This is a genomic window from Chitinophaga niabensis, from assembly GCF_900129465.1.
GTDB classification, from domain to species: Bacteria; Bacteroidota; Bacteroidia; order Chitinophagales; family Chitinophagaceae; genus Chitinophaga; species Chitinophaga niabensis.
Genome location: NZ_FSRA01000001.1, coordinates 2,351,153 through 2,368,021, shown reverse-complemented (window position 1 = coordinate 2,368,021; position 16,869 = coordinate 2,351,153). Strand labels below are relative to the sequence as shown.

The window sequence follows — 16,869 nt, the reverse complement described above, 5'->3', positions numbered from 1 at the left end:
AAGGGAATCAGATTTTTTTTGATTTCCGCAATCCATATACCTGTGAACTGCGTAAATACCCACGGATGCACTTAGCTTAATTGTTAATGACCATTTAGTTTATGTACACGTTCAACCAAAACTGTTTACGCTAAACACATACCTTTTTATTCAGCCCGGCCGGTGAAATGAAAAACCCGATTTTAACAACTGTTCTATTGCTTTTTACTGTTTGTTCTAATTAAACCTATTCGTGATGGCGAATATCATATCCCAAACACTCCGTACCCGGATGCAGGAGATCTGCATGATGGGCATCCTGCAAAATTCCAATAAGGAAGATGCCAGGAGGATCAAGGTCGTAAACATTGTCAGCCTGGTTACGGGAATACTCGTGGCTATCTATGGCGTGGCATTTTACCTGCTCTTACATTCCCTGTACATACTTGTACCCGCAGTATTGCTTTTTTGCCCGGCATTCTTTACAATGATCTGGCTGAACTATAAAAAGCACTTCATCGCTTCCCGTATTGGCTTACATGCTATCTTCATCTCCATTATCCTGTATTACGGCAGCATCCTTGGGCGTGTTACGGAAGTACAGCTGCTGGCTGTGTTCCTGATGAGCGTAGCACTGCTGATCTGGCGCCCCCAGGAAAAGATTCCCCGGTTTATTTGTGCTTTGATGCCAATTATTTGCCTGGTGCTATTGGAGTTCATTTATTATTATGATCTTGTGGAACCTTTGCCACTTACAGAAACCACCCAGAACATGTACCGCTGGATGGTGATGCCTGTAGTATTGTTCCTTAATTACCTGGCTATCAGCCTGTACCAGCACAATATCATGGACCTGCTCCGTACCCTGCGCAGCAGGAACACTTCCCTGATGAAAAGCCGGAACGAAAATGAGAGACAGCGTAAGCAGCTCCTGGTTTACAGCCAGCACCTGGAACAACTCGTGGAAGAGCGTACCAGTGCCCTCAATAAGGCCAATGTGGCTAAATCGCAGTTCATCAGTGAACTGAGCCATGAAATACGTACGCCTTTGCACGCCATTATAGGCATCAGTGAAATGCTCAGTAATATACTGAGCAATGCAGAAGCAGCAGATCCGCAGGCAAGGCAGATGGCCAAAAACCTGGGTGCCACGAGTAATAATATCATGGAACTAATTAACAACGTGTTAGAGCTATCAAAAATAGAAGCCGGTAAAAACGACGACGTGAAGCTGGAACCTTTCTCCCTGAAAGAATGGTTGCAAAACACCGTGAGCATATACCAAAGTATTGCCAGTACTAAATCTGTAGTACTACACCTGGAAATGGACAGCCGTTTCCCGGAAACCATTATGAGCGATAAAGTGATGCTGGCGCAGGTGATCAATAACGTATTGTCCAACTCCATCAAATTCACTCCTGCTGAGAAAGACATCCGGATAAAATGCCTGCATAACAGCAACAGCATCCTGATCCAGATCTGCGATCAGGGTAATGGTATTTCACTTACGCAGCAGGAGGCTATTTTCAGGCCTTTTGAGCAGGGAGATAAAGAAGTATACCGGCAATATGGCGGAAGCGGCCTGGGCCTGGCCATTGCCAAGCGCAAGGCAGAATTACTGGGTGGTAACATTCAGGTGAGCAGTGTACCGGGAGAAGGAAGTAATTTCCTGATCACACTGCCACTTAAACTAAGCACAGATACAGATAATGCTCAATCCTCTTCCACGGCATTGTTGCCCCTGCCGGCAGACACAAAAGTGGTAGTAATGGATGATAACGAAATTGATCACATGATCATGAAACATTTCCTGGCCCGCATCGGTATTACCCAGGTAAGTTTTGCCCACGATGGGGCAGAAGGGGTAATGATGGCGCGCAGCGTGATGCCCGATGTGATCCTGATGGACCTGCATATGCCCGTTATGAGCGGCCGCGAAACCTTCTGCACACTACGGGAAGATGAACAGCTGAAACACATCCCCATTGTGGCTGTTTCCTCAGACGCCTTTAAAGAGCAGGAACAGGAGTTCATCCTGCTGGGGATGGACGGTTATATCCGCAAACCGGTAGACACAAGGGTGCTGCATGCTATATTACAGAAGTTATTGCTCTATGGTACCAAACATCTCAACGCCGGTATCAATGGCAGTGTAGTAGATAAGGTGGATGAAGCAATGGCATAACCCGCTCCGGATTACAAATAAGTTATAATAATAATCTGATTCTCAAACTTTTCATGTTTTGGAATCAAACGTTTGTGTTATTAACTGGATAAGCGGTTATTCTTATCTTGCCCCCATACAAAAAATCTAGATCGACGAAACGTAGGAATCCCTAATATTCCTTTTTATTAACCTAAACTACTCGTGCTTATGCAGATGAAGTTTTACTTTCATGCCCTTTATTAATTTTTTGCATACGTGAACCAATTTCCCATCTGGCTATACCGCCACCTTTGCCAGGTATGAATCTATGTTTTACATGTCCCCCTATCGCATAACTAAATCGGGATAAACCAAATCTAAATTACTCAACAAATCAAAACGCTAATGATTATGAAGCAAGCGCTTTTCCTTTGGCTTGCCATGATGGCGATCCTGCCAGCCATTGCACAGACCAGGACCATTTCGGGGAAAGTCACAGATAACTCTTCTGCCCCTATTGCCTTTGCCACTGTCAGTATTAAAGGCAGCAGCTCTGGCTCTATTACTAAAGAAGATGGGACCTACTCTTTACAAGTACCTTCTACGGCCAAAGCCCTTATCTTTTCTTCCGTTGGACTGGAAACAAAAGAAGTAGCCATCGGCACAGAATCCGTGATCAATGTTGTTTTACTCTCCAGTGAAAAAGCACTGGATGAAGTAGTGGTGTTAGCTTATGGCAGCCAGAAAAAATCATCTTTTACGGGGAGTGCTTCTACAATTAAATCAGATGTACTGGAAACCCGCCCTTTACCGTCATTTGAAAAAGCCCTGCAAGGGCAGGCTACAGGTATCACCGTGCAAAGTGCATCCGGTCAGCCCGGCGGCTCCAGTACGGTAAGGATCCGCGGTGTGGGATCATTCCTGGCCGGTAGTCAGCCACTCTATGTATTGGATGGGGTTGCTATCACAGAAGGAGATTTCACGCAGGCTTCTACTACAGCCAACGTACTTGCCACATTAGACCCGAAAGATATTGAAACCATCACTGTACTGAAAGATGCAACCGCAGCAGGTTTATATGGTTCAAGGGCAGCTAACGGTGTGATCGTGATCACCACTAAAAAAGGCCGCTCCGGTAAATCTAATATTAACTTTACTGCCAGCAACGGCTGGTCTTCTATTGCGGTGGATCGTCACAAAATGATGAATGCTTCGCAATATTACAAGTACTGGTGGGATTATTACTATAATGCCAACCTGGCTGCCGGAGATAATCCTGCTACCGCAGCTAACAAAGCAAATATGAGCGATTCCGCTGCGCTTGGTGTAACGGGTATCCCTTATAGCAGCACACGCCCTTACGGAGCAGATGGTACGCTCAATCCTGGTGTGAGGTTACTTTACGATACAGATTGGAGGGATGCTATCCTGAACCAGGGACGTACGCAGGATTATGGTATTAATGTTTCCGGTGGTAATGAAAAAACAAAGTTCTACCTCGCAGGCAGTTACTTTAATCAAAAAGGTATTGTACTGGCATCCGATTTCAAACGGTATAATGCCAAGATCAATCTTGAAAATAACGCCACCAGCTTCCTGAAAGTAGGTACCAACACCACACTTTCCTATACAGAACAAAATACGCCTGCAGGTGCAGGAGGTGCAGCAAACCCTGTTCGGTTTGCAGAAACAGTGGCCAGTGTATATCCTTTATACAGGCTGGATGCACAGGGAGCCCCTATTCCGGACCCTGCCGGCGGTTACCTGTACAACTACCGTACACCCGTAGTGTTTGACTACAATCCCGTAGGATTGGGCAAAAAGAACATCTACCAGGCTAAAACGGTAAGAGGTATCGTGAATGGCTGGGCTGAGCTTACCTTCCTGAAAGATTTCAGATTTAAAACATCCGGAACAGCAGACTATATAGACATCCTTGAAACGCAGTTTTACAACCCGGTGAATGGGGATGGTGCCAGCGTAAAAGGCCGTACTATCAAATTCCGCCCAAGGGATATCGTGCTCACGCTCACCAATACATTGAATTATGGACACCAGTTTGGCAGGCATTCAGTAGATGTGCTGGTAGGTCAGGAAGCAGTAAAGTACAGGTATGAAAACTTCAGCGCCAACGCTACCGGTTTTCCTTTCGATGGTATTGTGGAACTTTCTGCAGCAGCAACTCCTGTAGCTACTTCTTCTTCTATTACTGAAAAAAGGATCTCTTCCCTTTTCTCCAGGATCAATTATAATTTTGCTGATCGCTATTACCTCACTGCCGGGTTACGGAGAGATGGTTCTTCTATTTTTGGAGAAGACAGCCGTTTCGGAACCTTCTGGTCAGTAGGTGGTGGATGGAGGATTGGTAAAGAACAATTCCTGCAAAGCCAGGAATGGATAGACGAGTTGAAGATCAAAGCCAGCTATGGTACTTCAGGTAATGATAACCTTACCGGCAGATATGCCCGCCTTGGCTTGTATGGAACTGCTAACAAATACAATGGTTTACCCGGTATCAGCTACACGCAGCTGGAAAACACAAAGTTACGCTGGGAAACCAACGAGGTACTTGACCTTGGTCTTGAATTCTCTTTCCTGAAACGCTTCAGGGCTGAATTCGCTTATTATTCAAGACAATCAAAAGATGTATTGTTTGATCAGCCCTTATCTAACCTCACCGGGTTCACCACTATTGCTACCAACCTTGCAAAAATGAAGAACTCTGGTATTGAGGCTATGTTAGAGGCAAACATTTTCCAAACCGGCAGGTTTAACTGGACCTCCTCTGTTAACATTACCACTACAAAGAACGTGATCCAGAAAATGAATGTTGACTCACTTCTGAATGGTAGCCAACGTTGGAAAGTAGGTCAGGACCGTTACCAATGGTACATCAGGGAATACGCGGGCGTAGATCCGGCAGATGGCAGACCACAATGGTACCAGGATGATGCAGCTACCGGTAAAAAGGTAAAGACCAAAGATTACAATTTCGCTACGAGATATGATATGGGCTCTGCATTGCCAAAATTCTATGGCGGTTTCAATAATAACCTTTCTTATAGAGATTTCGACCTGAGCATCCTCACCTTCTTCAGTGTTGGCGGTAAGATCTACGATAACTCACTCGCGCAGCTTTCACATGATGGTGTTACTCCCGGTCAGCAACTGGGTACAGATGCATTCAGGGCCTGGAAAAAAGCGGGAGATGTTACAGATGTTCCGCGGTTCGTACCAAGGAACACAGATCTCGGCAACAATACTTCTTCCCGTTTCCTTTTTGACGGAACGTATGCCAGGCTGAAAAATGTAACACTGGGTTACAGACTTTCAAAGTCATTGATCAATAGAACACCTTTAGCAAACGTTCGTGTGTATGTGTCAGCTGAAAATATAGCTACATGGGCTAAGCATAAAGGAGTAGATCCCGAAATGAGCATTGCAGGAACAGCAGATAATGATGTTCCCAATGTGAAAACATATTCTGTGGGATTGAATGTTGGTTTCTAACTTGAAAAACTTTTAATTATGAAACGATTACTTTTTATACTTGCTGTTACTACAGTATCCTGCAGCAAGGACTTCTTAGATACAAAGCCTTTTGCGCAGATCGATGCAGCTTCCGCTTTCTCTACACCGGAAAGAGTAGAAGCAGCGATGAATGGATTGTACGATCTCATCACTACTTCAACATACAATACACAGGCATCCTTAACCTCTGATGTAAAAGGTGGGGACCTGCTGGTTGTATCTACAGGTAACTACAGCCGCTTTGTAACAGAATACCAATATCTGCAATCACCCACAGCCGGTTATGGCGGAGGATTCTTTACAGGTGGTTACAAGCTGATCACTAATACCAATGTGGCCATCACAGAATTGCCTAAATCAACAACGCTGAGTGAAGCTTCCAAGAAAGATTTCCTGGCAGAAGCAAGAGCGTTACGTGCCTGGGCGCATTTGCAACTGGTACGCCAGTTTGCACAGCCATTTTCTGTTGATCCTGCCTCACAGGGTATTCCTGTTGTAGACAAAGTACTGGGGCCAAATGATAAGATACCAGGAAGAGGTACTGTGAAAGACGATTATGATTTCATCCTCGCAGATCTCCTCTTTGCAAAGGAAAATATCAGCACTACCCGTACCAACAATGGAGGCCGCCTCACCATCAATGCGGTGAATGCATTACTGGCAAGGGTTTACCAGGATATGCAGATCTGGGATAAATCAGTAGAACATGCAAAACTTGCCCGTACCGGTTATGCATTACCTGCAGGAAGTGTACTGCTCAACGGATTCGTAGATAAAACATCTGAATGGATCTGGACCCTGGTATACCGTTCTGACGATAATACCGGTTACGTACAGATTGCATCTTTCCTGGATCCTTATGATATTGGATACAGCACTTTCCGTGCAACAAAAACCTTCATCGATCTTTTTGCAGATGCCGATATCCGCAAAAAACAATTCTTTGTGAACAAAGCCATGGTGGGTGGAGCAACCGGAAACCCGCTGCAACGCGATGAGATCATGTTCTCCAGGGATGGTTACCTGATCAATAAATTCCTCTTCCGTGGTTCATGGGACCTGAACGTACCAATGATCCGTTCTGCTGAAATGTACCTGATTGAAGCAGAGGGTGAATCTGAGCAAGGGCACGATGCTTTGGCACAGGACGCATTGTTTGAAGTACAGAAGAGAGCTATAACAGGTGCTGTTAAATCCGTAAACACCGGAGCAGCCCTGAAGCTGGAGATCCGTAACGAAAGAAGGAAAGAACTTTTCGGAGAAGGCTTCCGCCTGTATGACCTTACCAGGAAAAAAGAAACACTGGTAAGAGCTGCACCGGACCATTGGAAAGCTATTACGCTGGCACCTGGCGATTACAGGAATATCCTGCCTATCCCAAGAAGTGAAATAGATGTGAGTGGTATGAAACAGAATACCGGGTATCCACAATAAATTGAAAAAGGCTGACCGTTTGGTCAGCCTTTTTGTAAGGAATGAATTTCTGCAAACAAGGCGGCTATTTTTTAACCGCCTTGTTTTTTATAATCATTTCAACTTCATCACCTGCTCCAAAAGTGGTGGAAGCCCGCTTGGATTCACTACATCATTATTCCAGAAGCTCATCACACAACTCACATAATGATCTCTTATAGGGGCACTTACAAAATAAATGGTCAGGGTTTTACCACCGCTCATGCCTGCTAACAAACCTGTAACACCTTTAAAATCGTACACTGCTTTTTCCGCTTTTACCGCAGCGCCTTCAAAGATCACATCCACCGGTTCTTCAGACACGATCTTTCCGCTTTTCTTTGCTTTGATCATATTCTTCTGGCTGGTCACGCTTTGCGCAGCATCTTCCTGCGTTTGATGCACACTCCAGTTAAATTGCCCGTAATGAGGGCATTGTACATTGTTTACACCCATCCAGTAACAACTTCTTCCTAAATGTATTTTCCTGCCTGCAAAGTTGATGCTGTCTATTGCTACCGGCGTGTATACGCTCTTAGGAATGCTTTTATCCCGGATCAGCTTAACAAATTCCCTTTCAAACACCTGGTCTTTTTTGTTGACCGATGCAAATGTAATCGCCGTAACACCTTCAATAAAGTAATAAGAAGTGATCTGTGTAGTGCCGGGAAACACTTCGGTGGATGTAGCACTATAGAAGTTGGGAAAGGGGAGCAGGCTGTCTGTTCCCAGCGTTTTAAGATCGTACTTTTTATACTTCTTCCGGATGCTCTTTTCAGTAAAAGGAATGTCTACCTGCTGGCTCGTGATCTCAATACCATCTACATTGAAGAAATCAGTGCCGCTGTTGGAGATGGCCTGCAGCCTGGCAAACAGGTCCTGCCCCATGGCGGTAAAGCCGGAGCATAGGAACAGGAGAACAAAAAAAGCTCTCATTGGGCAAGTTTAAAAGTATAAACAGGATTACCTTTTGCATCTGTGGTTTTCACCCAGTTGCCTGCGTTCTTAGGATCATTCAGCTTTACACTGTCTGCAGGGAAGATGATAAATTCCGTAAACCATGCGGTGGGAGGAAGGTCTTTCCTTAGTTTAACACTTCTCGCCAATACACTATCCTGCGGTAGGACCGTGAAAGGTACGGTCATTACCTGGGGGCCTATGGAAGTATATTTTTCCACGCTCGCTTTAAAGTTCAGTGGCTTATTAGTATTGTTCTTTACATAAAAGGTGGTGGACTGGTAATTGGAAACACAGCCCGAAAACAGGACAACACAGGCAAAGAGATATTTTTTCATAGAGGGATAATTACCTATTGGAATAACCAGCGGTAGAAGTATGCTCTGATCCTTGAAAAGTAGAAAGTAAGCAATCCCACAAACAGTAATACGCTCATAAATACATAGAGGTGCGGAACGTAGAACAGGAAAGCGATTGCCAGCAGCAACATTCTGCTGTATTCAAGGTAGAAGAACCATTTCTTTTGCTCCAGTATAGCCCCTGAGTTCATCAGGCTCACAATAATGAACAGCACGATGAAAACAGATAATCCCGCCGGGATATAATGTTCAAATAAAGTGGTCAGGAAGAGGAGAACAATACTCAGTCCTGTTTGCAATACCACGTAGATCCGCTGACCCTTTGTTTGTTCCTGCGGCCCGCGTTGCCTTAGCCATATCAGTTCCAGTTGCGGCCTGATATTGGGATCAATATCATCGGGTTTGCCAAAAAGCACTTTCCAGCGGCCTTTCCAGTTGGTAGCCCTTTTGAAGGCCGTCCACAATTCCAGCATGAAGTGGAACTGCTGCCAGAGGAAACTGTGGCTTTTCAGTGGTGTGGTCAATCCATATACACATTTCTCGTCATCTTCTTCTTTCGTGAAAGTGCCAAACATTTTGTCCCAGATGATCAATACATCTCCGTAGTTCTTATCCAGGTATTTTTCGTTGGAGGAGTGGTGCACACGGTGATGGGAAGGTGTTACCATGAAATATTCCAGGATGCCCAGTTTGCCGATGGTTTGCGTGTGAATGAAGAAAGGATACAACCCATGTACCAGCAGGAGGGAAGTGATCATAGCAGGAGAGAAGCCCATTAAAGGCAGCACTGCCCAGAACAAAGAACGGAAAGCTGCCTGGAAAACCGTGATACGGGCAGAAACCGTGTAATTGAAGTCTTCACTCTGGTGATGTACCACGTGCGCAGCCCAGAGGATGTTCACCTCATGCGCAAGGCGATGGTACCAGTACCACACAAAATCTGTGGCCAGGAACAGGAGGAACCAGGTATACCAGGTTGGCTTAAAATGCCACAAGGCAAAATTGCGGTAGATAAAATCAAAGAAGAAATAGAATAACCCCGTTACAAAAATATCCAGTAATCTCTCCGCAATACCTATATTAAGGTTGGCGATGGATTCCGCAAACTGAAAGTAGTTCTTTCCCGTCCTGCGCGAAACAAGGTATTCAAGTCCTATGAAGAACATGAACCCGCCAATCGAAAATGCTAACAAGTTCAAATGGGCCATGATGTTATTAGTCTATCAAATTTGTGGACAAATATAGTTGATTGGTGTTTTTTAGCCAAGTCTTTTTTATTGTACCGCGCTCACAGTGCAATAAATAAGCCGGAATTTGCGGGCTACCTCCAGGCAGCACGCATATTCCGGCCCCGATCGACTGGCAAAAGCGGTATAGTGATCTTGTTTTCAGTTAATTTAAAGACGGAAAACACAGGGAGTACCCCTATCATCTACCTCAATATTAATTCTTCAAACTGTCTTTCCAGCAGCAGTTCCACAATTCCGTTCACCCAATGCTGCGGTTGAAGTGGTTTGGCTTCTCCGTCTACAACGTACTCCGTTGGCTTAAAAGGCAGCCCGTGTACCTTTACCCGGTGATGCAGGTAATCCGCTTCATAGCGGCCTACAAACTTCTTTTTTAACCGGAAATGCTGTGCTTCTGATGTTTGTTTGAAGCGTATCAGGTTATATTGCCCTGTTTTGTAAGCGTAATGATCGCCTGCATCTTCGTACAGTATGCTGTGGGTAGTGCCTTCTCCATGGTATACCTGGAGGATCATTTCCATGATCTGACGTTCTCCCACATATTGCATGTCCGGATACTGCGGGATCACTGAGCCGCCCTTTATGAACACAGGCATTTCTGCAAGAGGAGTAGGTACTGTTACCGCCTTACCTCCGCTGAAGCGCTCATCGTTGAAATAGTAGTACCAGGTACCTGCAGGCAGGTATACTGATTTTTCTTTCATGCCTTTTTCGCTGACATGGCTGATCAGGATGCTGTCTCCCATCAGGAATTCATGATTGAGATCGTGCGTGTTCTCATCTTCCTGTGCCACAAAAGCCAGCGGGCGTAACATAGGCGTTCCATATGCTGCATATTGCCAGAATGTGGTATATAAGTAGGGCAGCAGGCGATAACGCAGCTGGATAAACGATTTTACCACCGCTTCGTATTCCGGCCCAAAGCTCCAGGGATCCTGGTCAAAACCAGTATCGTTGCTGGCAGAGTGGGTGCGCATCAGCGGGTGGAAAGCTCCCAGCTGGATCCAGCGGGTATACAATTCACCATCGGGTTCCCCGATGAATCCGCCGATATCGCTGCCGGCAAAAGACAAACCGGAAACAGCCAGGCGCTGGCATTGTACGGAAGCCAGCCAGAGATGCTCCCATGAAGCGATGTTATCTCCCGTCCATACAGAACTCCAGCGTTGCGTGCCGGAATAGGCAGAGCGGGTGATCACAAAGGGGCGGTGCGGCATCAGGTGTTTCTTCAACCCTGCAGCCGTAGCCTTACTCATGAGGTGGCCGTATACGTTATGTGCTTTACGGTGACTTACATTTTCTCCATCGTAGTCGTGCCGTACATCTTCCGGGAATGTGCCCAGTTCAAATACGGCAGGTTCGTTCATATCATTCCAAACACCCCGCACGCCGGTATCTGTAAGGCCCTGGAACAGGCTGGCCCACCATTCCCTTACTTTGGGATTGGTGAAGTCAGGGAATACGCATTTACCCGGCCATACATCTCCTTCCATCAAAGCACCATCTGCCCGTTTGCAGGCATATCCTTCTTCTACCATTTCCTTATATATGGGGTATTCAGGATCTACTTTGATGCCGGGATCTATGATCACCACGGTTTTGAAGCCCTGCTGGGCGAGGTCCTTCAAGAGGCCTTTAGGGTCAGGGAAACCTTCTTTACTCCAGGTAAAGCAGCGGAACCCTTCCATATAATCGATATCAAGGTAAAGCGCGTCGCAGGGGATGCCTTTTTCGCGGAAGGTTTTACCTATTTCCTGCACTTTTTTGTCAGGAAAATAGCTCCAGCGGCATTGATGGTACCCAAGTGCCCATAAAGGGGGCAGCTCTGCGGTTCCGGTAATGCGGGCATATGATTCGGCCACCTTTAAAAGCTCGGGGCCATAAATGAAGTAATAGTTCATTTCTCCTCCGCGTGCCCAGAAACTGCTCACATCGTCCCTTTCATGCCCAAAGTCGAACAGGGTGCGGAAAGTGTTGTCGAAGAAGATACCATATCCTATGCCGTTATGCAGGCCGTAATAGAAAGGAATATTGCGGTATAAAGGGTCGGTATCCTTACTAAATCCGTAGGAATCCGTACCAAAGTTCTCTAACCGTTTACCGCGGAGGTTCAGTTCCGTTGCTTTGTCACCCAGGCCGTAAAAAGCCTCGCCTTCCTGTACCAGTTTGGTGCAGTACACGATCTTTCCGCCTTTTTGCAGGTAATATTGCCAGTGGAAACCGGTTTCATCCTGGTTGATGATCCGCCCGTCTATATCCGTAATAGTGATCCGCAGGTTTTCCCGGGATACGAACACCCGGATTGCGGTAGTGATGATCTCAAAGGAATCTGCCCATTCGCGGATGTCGAAGAATTCGGGGGATTCTTCCAGTTTTTCACTCACTGCATAAGAGAAATCCCGCTGGAATTGCCCATCCGCCGCGTAGCGGAATCGAACGATCTTATCGGAAATAACCCGAAGTTCGAGGATGGTGGTAGAGGTATAGAAATAAAAATAGTTCCCTTCCTTTTTCCACGTTTGAATTGTGTCCGGATAATGTTTAATCGAGTACTTACCCGAAGATGTTGCCACTTGCATCGCGCCGATCTATTTCAATTACAATAATAGTTACCAGGGCCTTTAACAGCCTAAATCAATCTAAATTAATGAAAAAATCTACTGTTGTAGTATATTTTTTGTTGCATTTAAAGGACTAAAAGGCGCTTTTACAATAAAAAATGCAGTATTGGCGAAGTTCGCTGAAATATTGCAGTGATATGTGTTAACTTAGGTAACATGTACTTTTTGCTTTAACCTATTGTTCCGGTTGTGATACAATAAGCGTATTAAAAATTTAGGCGCTCCTTTCCAGGGCGCCTTTTTCCTGGCTGTTATTTCTTTATATCAAGTACCGCTATACGACCTTTTCCTCCTGCCATATATACCCTGCTGCCGTTCTTAGCTTTGCGGATTACGTGATAGCCCTGTGGATCATTACCCAGTGGAAACCAGGTGCTGCCGCCATCCCCTGAAAGCTCTGTACCAAAGGGACCGGTAACGATCAGCCGTTTACTGTCCAGGTATTCAACCCCCGTGCGGTAACCGCGGGGGGCCAGTACCGGGGCCGTCCAGGTGCGCCCGCCATCTTTGGTGATCAGGCAGTTGCGGTTTTCCTGCATCACATCCTTGTAATCTCCTCCTACGGCAACACCATTTGATCCGTCCCGAAAGGCAAAGGAAAAGATGCCGGTAGTAGAGAGCCCCTGTGTAGCGGGCCAGGCGGTAATATGCCAGGAATTGCCGTTAAAACGGAAAAAACGGGATACGGTGCCTCCGCTGGCAAATGCAAAGTCTTTGCCTTTCAGTACCCTTAACGTAGTGCCGCTGGCGGCAAAACAGGCTTCTCCGGCAGATGCTTTAGGCCCCGTCATCGGTTCCCAGGTTTCTCCGCCATTGCTGGTACGGAGGATAGTGAAGAGATCATTGATGGGGTCTCCGATGATCACACCTTCCCGCTCATTCCAGAAATCCATGGCGTCTAAAAAAATTCCCTTTGTATCGTTGTAATAGGTCTGTTTCCAGTTCTTTCCGCCATCAACTGTGAGAAAGATCCTGGCCGGTTCCCCTGAAGATACGATTACGGCCCTCTCACTGTTAAAGGCCTCTATATCCCGGAAATCCACCGTGTCGCAACCAGGAATATCATACCATTCCCAGGAGTTGCCCGCATCTGTGCTTCTGCCCGCTTTACCCTGCGTACCGGATACCCATACTATGGAATCAGTTACAACACTCAGGCCCCGGATGCTGTTAATAGGGGCGGTGGTTAATGAACGGATCTTGTAAGGCGATGGAGATGTTTGTGCATAAGTATGTGTTCCCATGAACAGGATGAAAAGCAATATAGCAGGTTTCATATCTGATGATTATAAGAATAATATATAAGAAAAATACGAATAAATTAGAAAGTGTAGCGCAGAATTCTATATTTGCATCTACCGTAAACCAGCTAATAGCTTTATAACCAATTAATGCGATCAGCAATACAACTTGGCATCCTGGTTACCCTATGGTTTATCGCCATTGCCCTACCTGCTCCTGCACAGGACAGGACGTATAATTTTGACGCATACGGGGTGGACAAAGGAATGTCTCAAAGCAGTATTTACAGTATCATCCAGGGAGATGAAGGATTTATCTGGATCTCTACTTTTGATGGGGTAAACCGTTTTGATGGCTATGTTTTTAACGAATACCGTTTCAATCCTTCTGAAAACAGGTCTAATGCAAAACCGGAAGAGCGCATCCTGTATAATTCCGTATCCCAGCAGGGGCGTGCCATTATTAAAAGCTTTGGCCTGCAGGGTACCCGCAACCATTCTTTTTACCAGGACAGCCGCCGGCAGATGCTCGTGTCCCATAACCTGGGCATTAGCTTGTACGACCGGTATAAGAACACTTTCCGCGCTATCTTCCTGGACACTACTTATGTAAATGAAGCGGAAAGGGATTTTACCCGCAAGTTCCTCATCCTTGGAGAAGATGAAGCCACGCAGACCCTCTGGGTATGGCGTCCGCTGAAAGGATTATACCTCCTGGATAATATCACTTATGAACTGAAGAAGATCATCCTCTATCCGCCTGCCATCGTAAAGCGTAAAAAGGTACCACAGGCGGTGGTGAAACAGGGCAATAATATCTGGATGTCCTTTGAATCCCAGCAACTGGTGAAAATGGATATCCATACTACCCGCTTAACTACTTTCTGCCTGCCTACTTTAGCGGAGAAAGCAGTAATGAAAGTATTGAACGGAGATTCTTTGCTGCTGGCCAGTGCCGGCCATATCACCATTTTCGATACCAAACGGAATAAGTATACGGACCTTCCCATAGTGGACCGTAACGAGCTGGGTGAACTGTTCATACCCACTGCCATAGAAGTGGACGACAGAGGGAATGCCTGGATAGGCGGAAATAACGGTATCGTGATCTACAGCATAGCCAATCACGAAGTGGTGAATCACATCACCAGCTTTAATACCTTCGAGGCCAACTCCTACAACAAGATCATTTCCCTTTACCGGGACGGGGCAGATAATATGTGGATAGGAACAGATGGTGATGGTCTGAAGAAATATTCACCCAATAAAAAAGTATTCTCTCTCTATCGCTCTCCGCGTATCACCCACAACATTGTAAAAGCTGTTTATAAACATGACGATGGCCGCTTGTATGTTGGCCTGCTGCAGGATGGGCTGGATATTTATGAGAAAGGAGGGAAGTACCTCAAAAGGATCTCCAATGAAACAACGCCGGGCAAATTCCCGGTGAACAGCCTGCATAGCATTTGCCGGGAAGATTATGAATCCCTCTGGCTGCATTTTGTGAGAGGGAGCATAGGGTTGTTCGATATTAAAACAGAACAGTTCCGCGACCTTACCCCGCGTTTACAATCATTGGGCCTGCCGGCGCAGGATGATATCTATCCCTTCATCAGCAAACGCCCCAATGGCGAAACCTATTTCAACTACGGGGAGTATCTGCTGATGTTCTCTGAAGCAGAGAAAGGATATAAGGCAGCTATTGTTCACCGTTTCCCCGGAGAGCAGCTTACCTGTTTCTTTGAGGACTTTTGGGGCAACCAGTACATAGGCACCCGGGCTAATCTCTACTGGAGAGATGCCAAAGGAAGTGTATGGGAAAAGATCCCGCTGGAGCTGAAAGACCTGGAGATCAAATCCATTAATAAGAACGCGCATAAGGAACTGTTGTTAGGCACTAACAAAGGCCTGCTCATCCTTACGGAACAATACAAGCTGAAATCGCACTATAACAGCTATGACTATACGGGTATGGTGAGCGATTACGTATATGGGGTACTGTTAGATGATAAAGATGGTATCTGGGTCAGTCATAACAAAGGGCTTACACAGATCAAACAGAATTCTGATAACCTGGTGACCTATAACTTTGAAGATGGGCTGCAATCCAACGAATTTAATACCGGCGCCTACTTCAAGTCTATGGACGGGGAGCTGTTCTTCGGTGGTATCCGTGGCGTAACAGGATTTTATCCCCGGAACTTCAGGAATAACCCCTTCACGCCACAGGTGATCATTAAACGCCTGGAAGTATTGGATAAGCCTTTTAAATCAGACACTACCATTTCACTGCTAAAAAGAGTAGAACTGCCGTATAACCAGAACACGATCGCTATTGAATATGTGCCGCTTGAATTCACCAATCCCCTCAAGAACAAAGTACAGTACATGCTGGAAGGAGCAGATGAAGATTGGCTGATGGCGGGGAATCAGAGCATGGCACGTTATACCAATCTGCGGCCCGGTAATTACATCTTCAAGGTAAAAGCCTGTAATAACGATGAAGTATGGAACACCGTGCCTACCACGCTGGAGATCGTGATCCGGATCCCGTTCTGGCAATCGCTCTGGTTCAGGTTCCTGTTACTGTTGCTGGTATTGGGTATCGCTTATTACTTCTCTGCCCTCTACCTGGATTACAAGATCAGGAACGAGAAGCTGAAGCTGGAAAAGGAACAGGCAGTAGACCAGGAGAGAGCCCGTATTTCAAGCGATATGCACGACGATCTGGGTTCCGGCCTGTCTACTATCCGTTTGCTGAGCGAGATCGCCAAACGGAAGATCAAGGATACCGGGCAAACGAAAGAGATAGAACGCATTTCCGAAGCAGCAGGGGAGCTGGTGGACAAAATGAGTGAGATCATCTGGGCGATGAGCTCTTCCAACGATTCCCTGGCCAACCTTATTGCTTATATGCGGAGCTTTGCGGCAGACTTCCTGGAGCATGCACATATCCAGCATCACTTCATTATCCCGGAAAACATCCCCAACGTTAAATTAAGCGGAGGTACCCGCCGGCACATTTACCTGGCAGTTAAAGAAGCTTTACACAACGTTTTGAAGCATTCCAAGGCTACAGATGTTATCATTGAGGTAAAAGTTTTTAAAAATATGACCATCATGATCAAGGATAACGGGCAGGGCTTCGATCCTGAAAAGGTACGCCTGTTCGGCAACGGCATCAAAAATATAGAGAAGCGGATGCAGCAGGTGAATGGCCAGGCAGACATTATCTCTCAAGATGGTACAACAGTTTTCTTAGATATACCATTAAATTAAATTAAATTTGATTTTTATAACATTTTGGTGTTATGACTTTAAACTGAAATGATGGTA

The 16,869-nt window shown here is 45.9% G+C and carries 9 protein-coding genes; 4 read left to right on the top strand and 5 right to left on the bottom strand.

Features of this window, described 5'->3' with window-relative positions; translation table 11 throughout:
* Window positions 1–235 precede the first annotated feature (235 nt).
* From BUR42_RS09125 to BUR42_RS09115, 3 genes are all read left to right on the top strand, one after another.
* The gene (locus BUR42_RS09125) at window positions 236–2,164 is read left to right on the top strand and encodes an ATP-binding protein (protein ID WP_074238934.1); all 1,929 of its coding nucleotides are present in this window, start codon (window positions 236–238) and stop codon (window positions 2,162–2,164) included.
* 372 nt (window positions 2,165–2,536) lie between these two features.
* Window positions 2,537–5,635: a SusC/RagA family TonB-linked outer membrane protein gene (locus BUR42_RS09120; protein WP_159442242.1), complete on the top strand. Its 3,099-nt coding sequence runs from the start codon at window positions 2,537–2,539 to the stop codon at window positions 5,633–5,635.
* An 18-nt stretch (window positions 5,636–5,653) separates the two neighbouring features.
* Window positions 5,654–7,090, top strand: coding sequence for a RagB/SusD family nutrient uptake outer membrane protein (locus tag BUR42_RS09115; RefSeq protein ID WP_074238933.1), 1,437 nt, complete (start codon window positions 5,654–5,656; stop codon window positions 7,088–7,090).
* Window positions 7,091–7,183: 93 nt separating this feature from the next.
* Here the strand turns inward: BUR42_RS09115 and BUR42_RS09110 are convergent, their stop codons facing one another.
* The 5 genes from BUR42_RS09110 to BUR42_RS09090 form a co-directional block, all read right to left on the bottom strand.
* Entirely contained in the window at window positions 7,184–8,044 is an 861-nt protein-coding gene (locus BUR42_RS09110; RefSeq protein WP_074238932.1) for a hypothetical protein, read from the bottom strand.
* Window positions 8,041–8,403, bottom strand: coding sequence for a hypothetical protein (locus BUR42_RS09105; protein WP_074238931.1), 363 nt, complete (start codon window positions 8,401–8,403; stop codon window positions 8,041–8,043). The genes BUR42_RS09110 and BUR42_RS09105 overlap by 4 nt, the downstream gene beginning before the upstream one ends.
* 14 nt (window positions 8,404–8,417) lie before the next feature.
* Entirely contained in the window at window positions 8,418–9,632 is a 1,215-nt protein-coding gene (locus BUR42_RS09100) for a sterol desaturase family protein (RefSeq protein WP_074238930.1), read from the bottom strand.
* A 224-nt stretch (window positions 9,633–9,856) separates the two neighbouring features.
* Entirely contained in the window at window positions 9,857–12,250 is a 2,394-nt protein-coding gene (locus tag BUR42_RS09095; RefSeq protein WP_074238929.1) for a glycoside hydrolase family 31 protein, read from the bottom strand.
* Between the two features lie 293 nt (window positions 12,251–12,543).
* Window positions 12,544–13,569 (bottom strand): WD40/YVTN/BNR-like repeat-containing protein, encoded by a 1,026-nt coding sequence (locus tag BUR42_RS09090; protein ID WP_074238928.1) that lies wholly within the window; start codon window positions 13,567–13,569, stop codon window positions 12,544–12,546.
* A gap of 114 nt (window positions 13,570–13,683) precedes the next feature.
* Here BUR42_RS09090 and BUR42_RS09085 point away from each other — a divergent pair, with 114 nt between their 5' ends.
* On the top strand, window positions 13,684–16,812 hold the full coding sequence (locus tag BUR42_RS09085; RefSeq protein ID WP_084185473.1) for a sensor histidine kinase: 3,129 nt from the start codon (window positions 13,684–13,686) through the stop codon (window positions 16,810–16,812).
* Window positions 16,813–16,869 lie beyond the last annotated feature (57 nt).

Bases quoted from the DNA above. Each gene is read 5' to 3' on its own strand.
- BUR42_RS09100 (WP_074238930.1), bottom strand. From the start codon at position 9,632: ATGGCCCATTTGAACTTGTTAGCATTTTCGATTGGCGGGTTCATGTTC.
- BUR42_RS09085 (WP_084185473.1), top strand. From the start codon at position 13,684: ATGCGATCAGCAATACAACTTGGCATCCTGGTTACCCTATGGTTTATC.
- BUR42_RS09090 (WP_074238928.1), bottom strand. From the start codon at position 13,569: ATGAAACCTGCTATATTGCTTTTCATCCTGTTCATGGGAACACATACT.
- BUR42_RS09105 (WP_074238931.1), bottom strand. From the start codon at position 8,403: ATGAAAAAATATCTCTTTGCCTGTGTTGTCCTGTTTTCGGGCTGTGTT.
- BUR42_RS09120 (WP_159442242.1), top strand. From the start codon at position 2,537: ATGAAGCAAGCGCTTTTCCTTTGGCTTGCCATGATGGCGATCCTGCCA.
- BUR42_RS09115 (WP_074238933.1), top strand. From the start codon at position 5,654: ATGAAACGATTACTTTTTATACTTGCTGTTACTACAGTATCCTGCAGC.
- BUR42_RS09095 (WP_074238929.1), bottom strand. From the start codon at position 12,250: ATGCAAGTGGCAACATCTTCGGGTAAGTACTCGATTAAACATTATCCG.
- BUR42_RS09125 (WP_074238934.1), top strand. From the start codon at position 236: ATGGCGAATATCATATCCCAAACACTCCGTACCCGGATGCAGGAGATC.
- BUR42_RS09110 (WP_074238932.1), bottom strand. From the start codon at position 8,044: ATGAGAGCTTTTTTTGTTCTCCTGTTCCTATGCTCCGGCTTTACCGCC.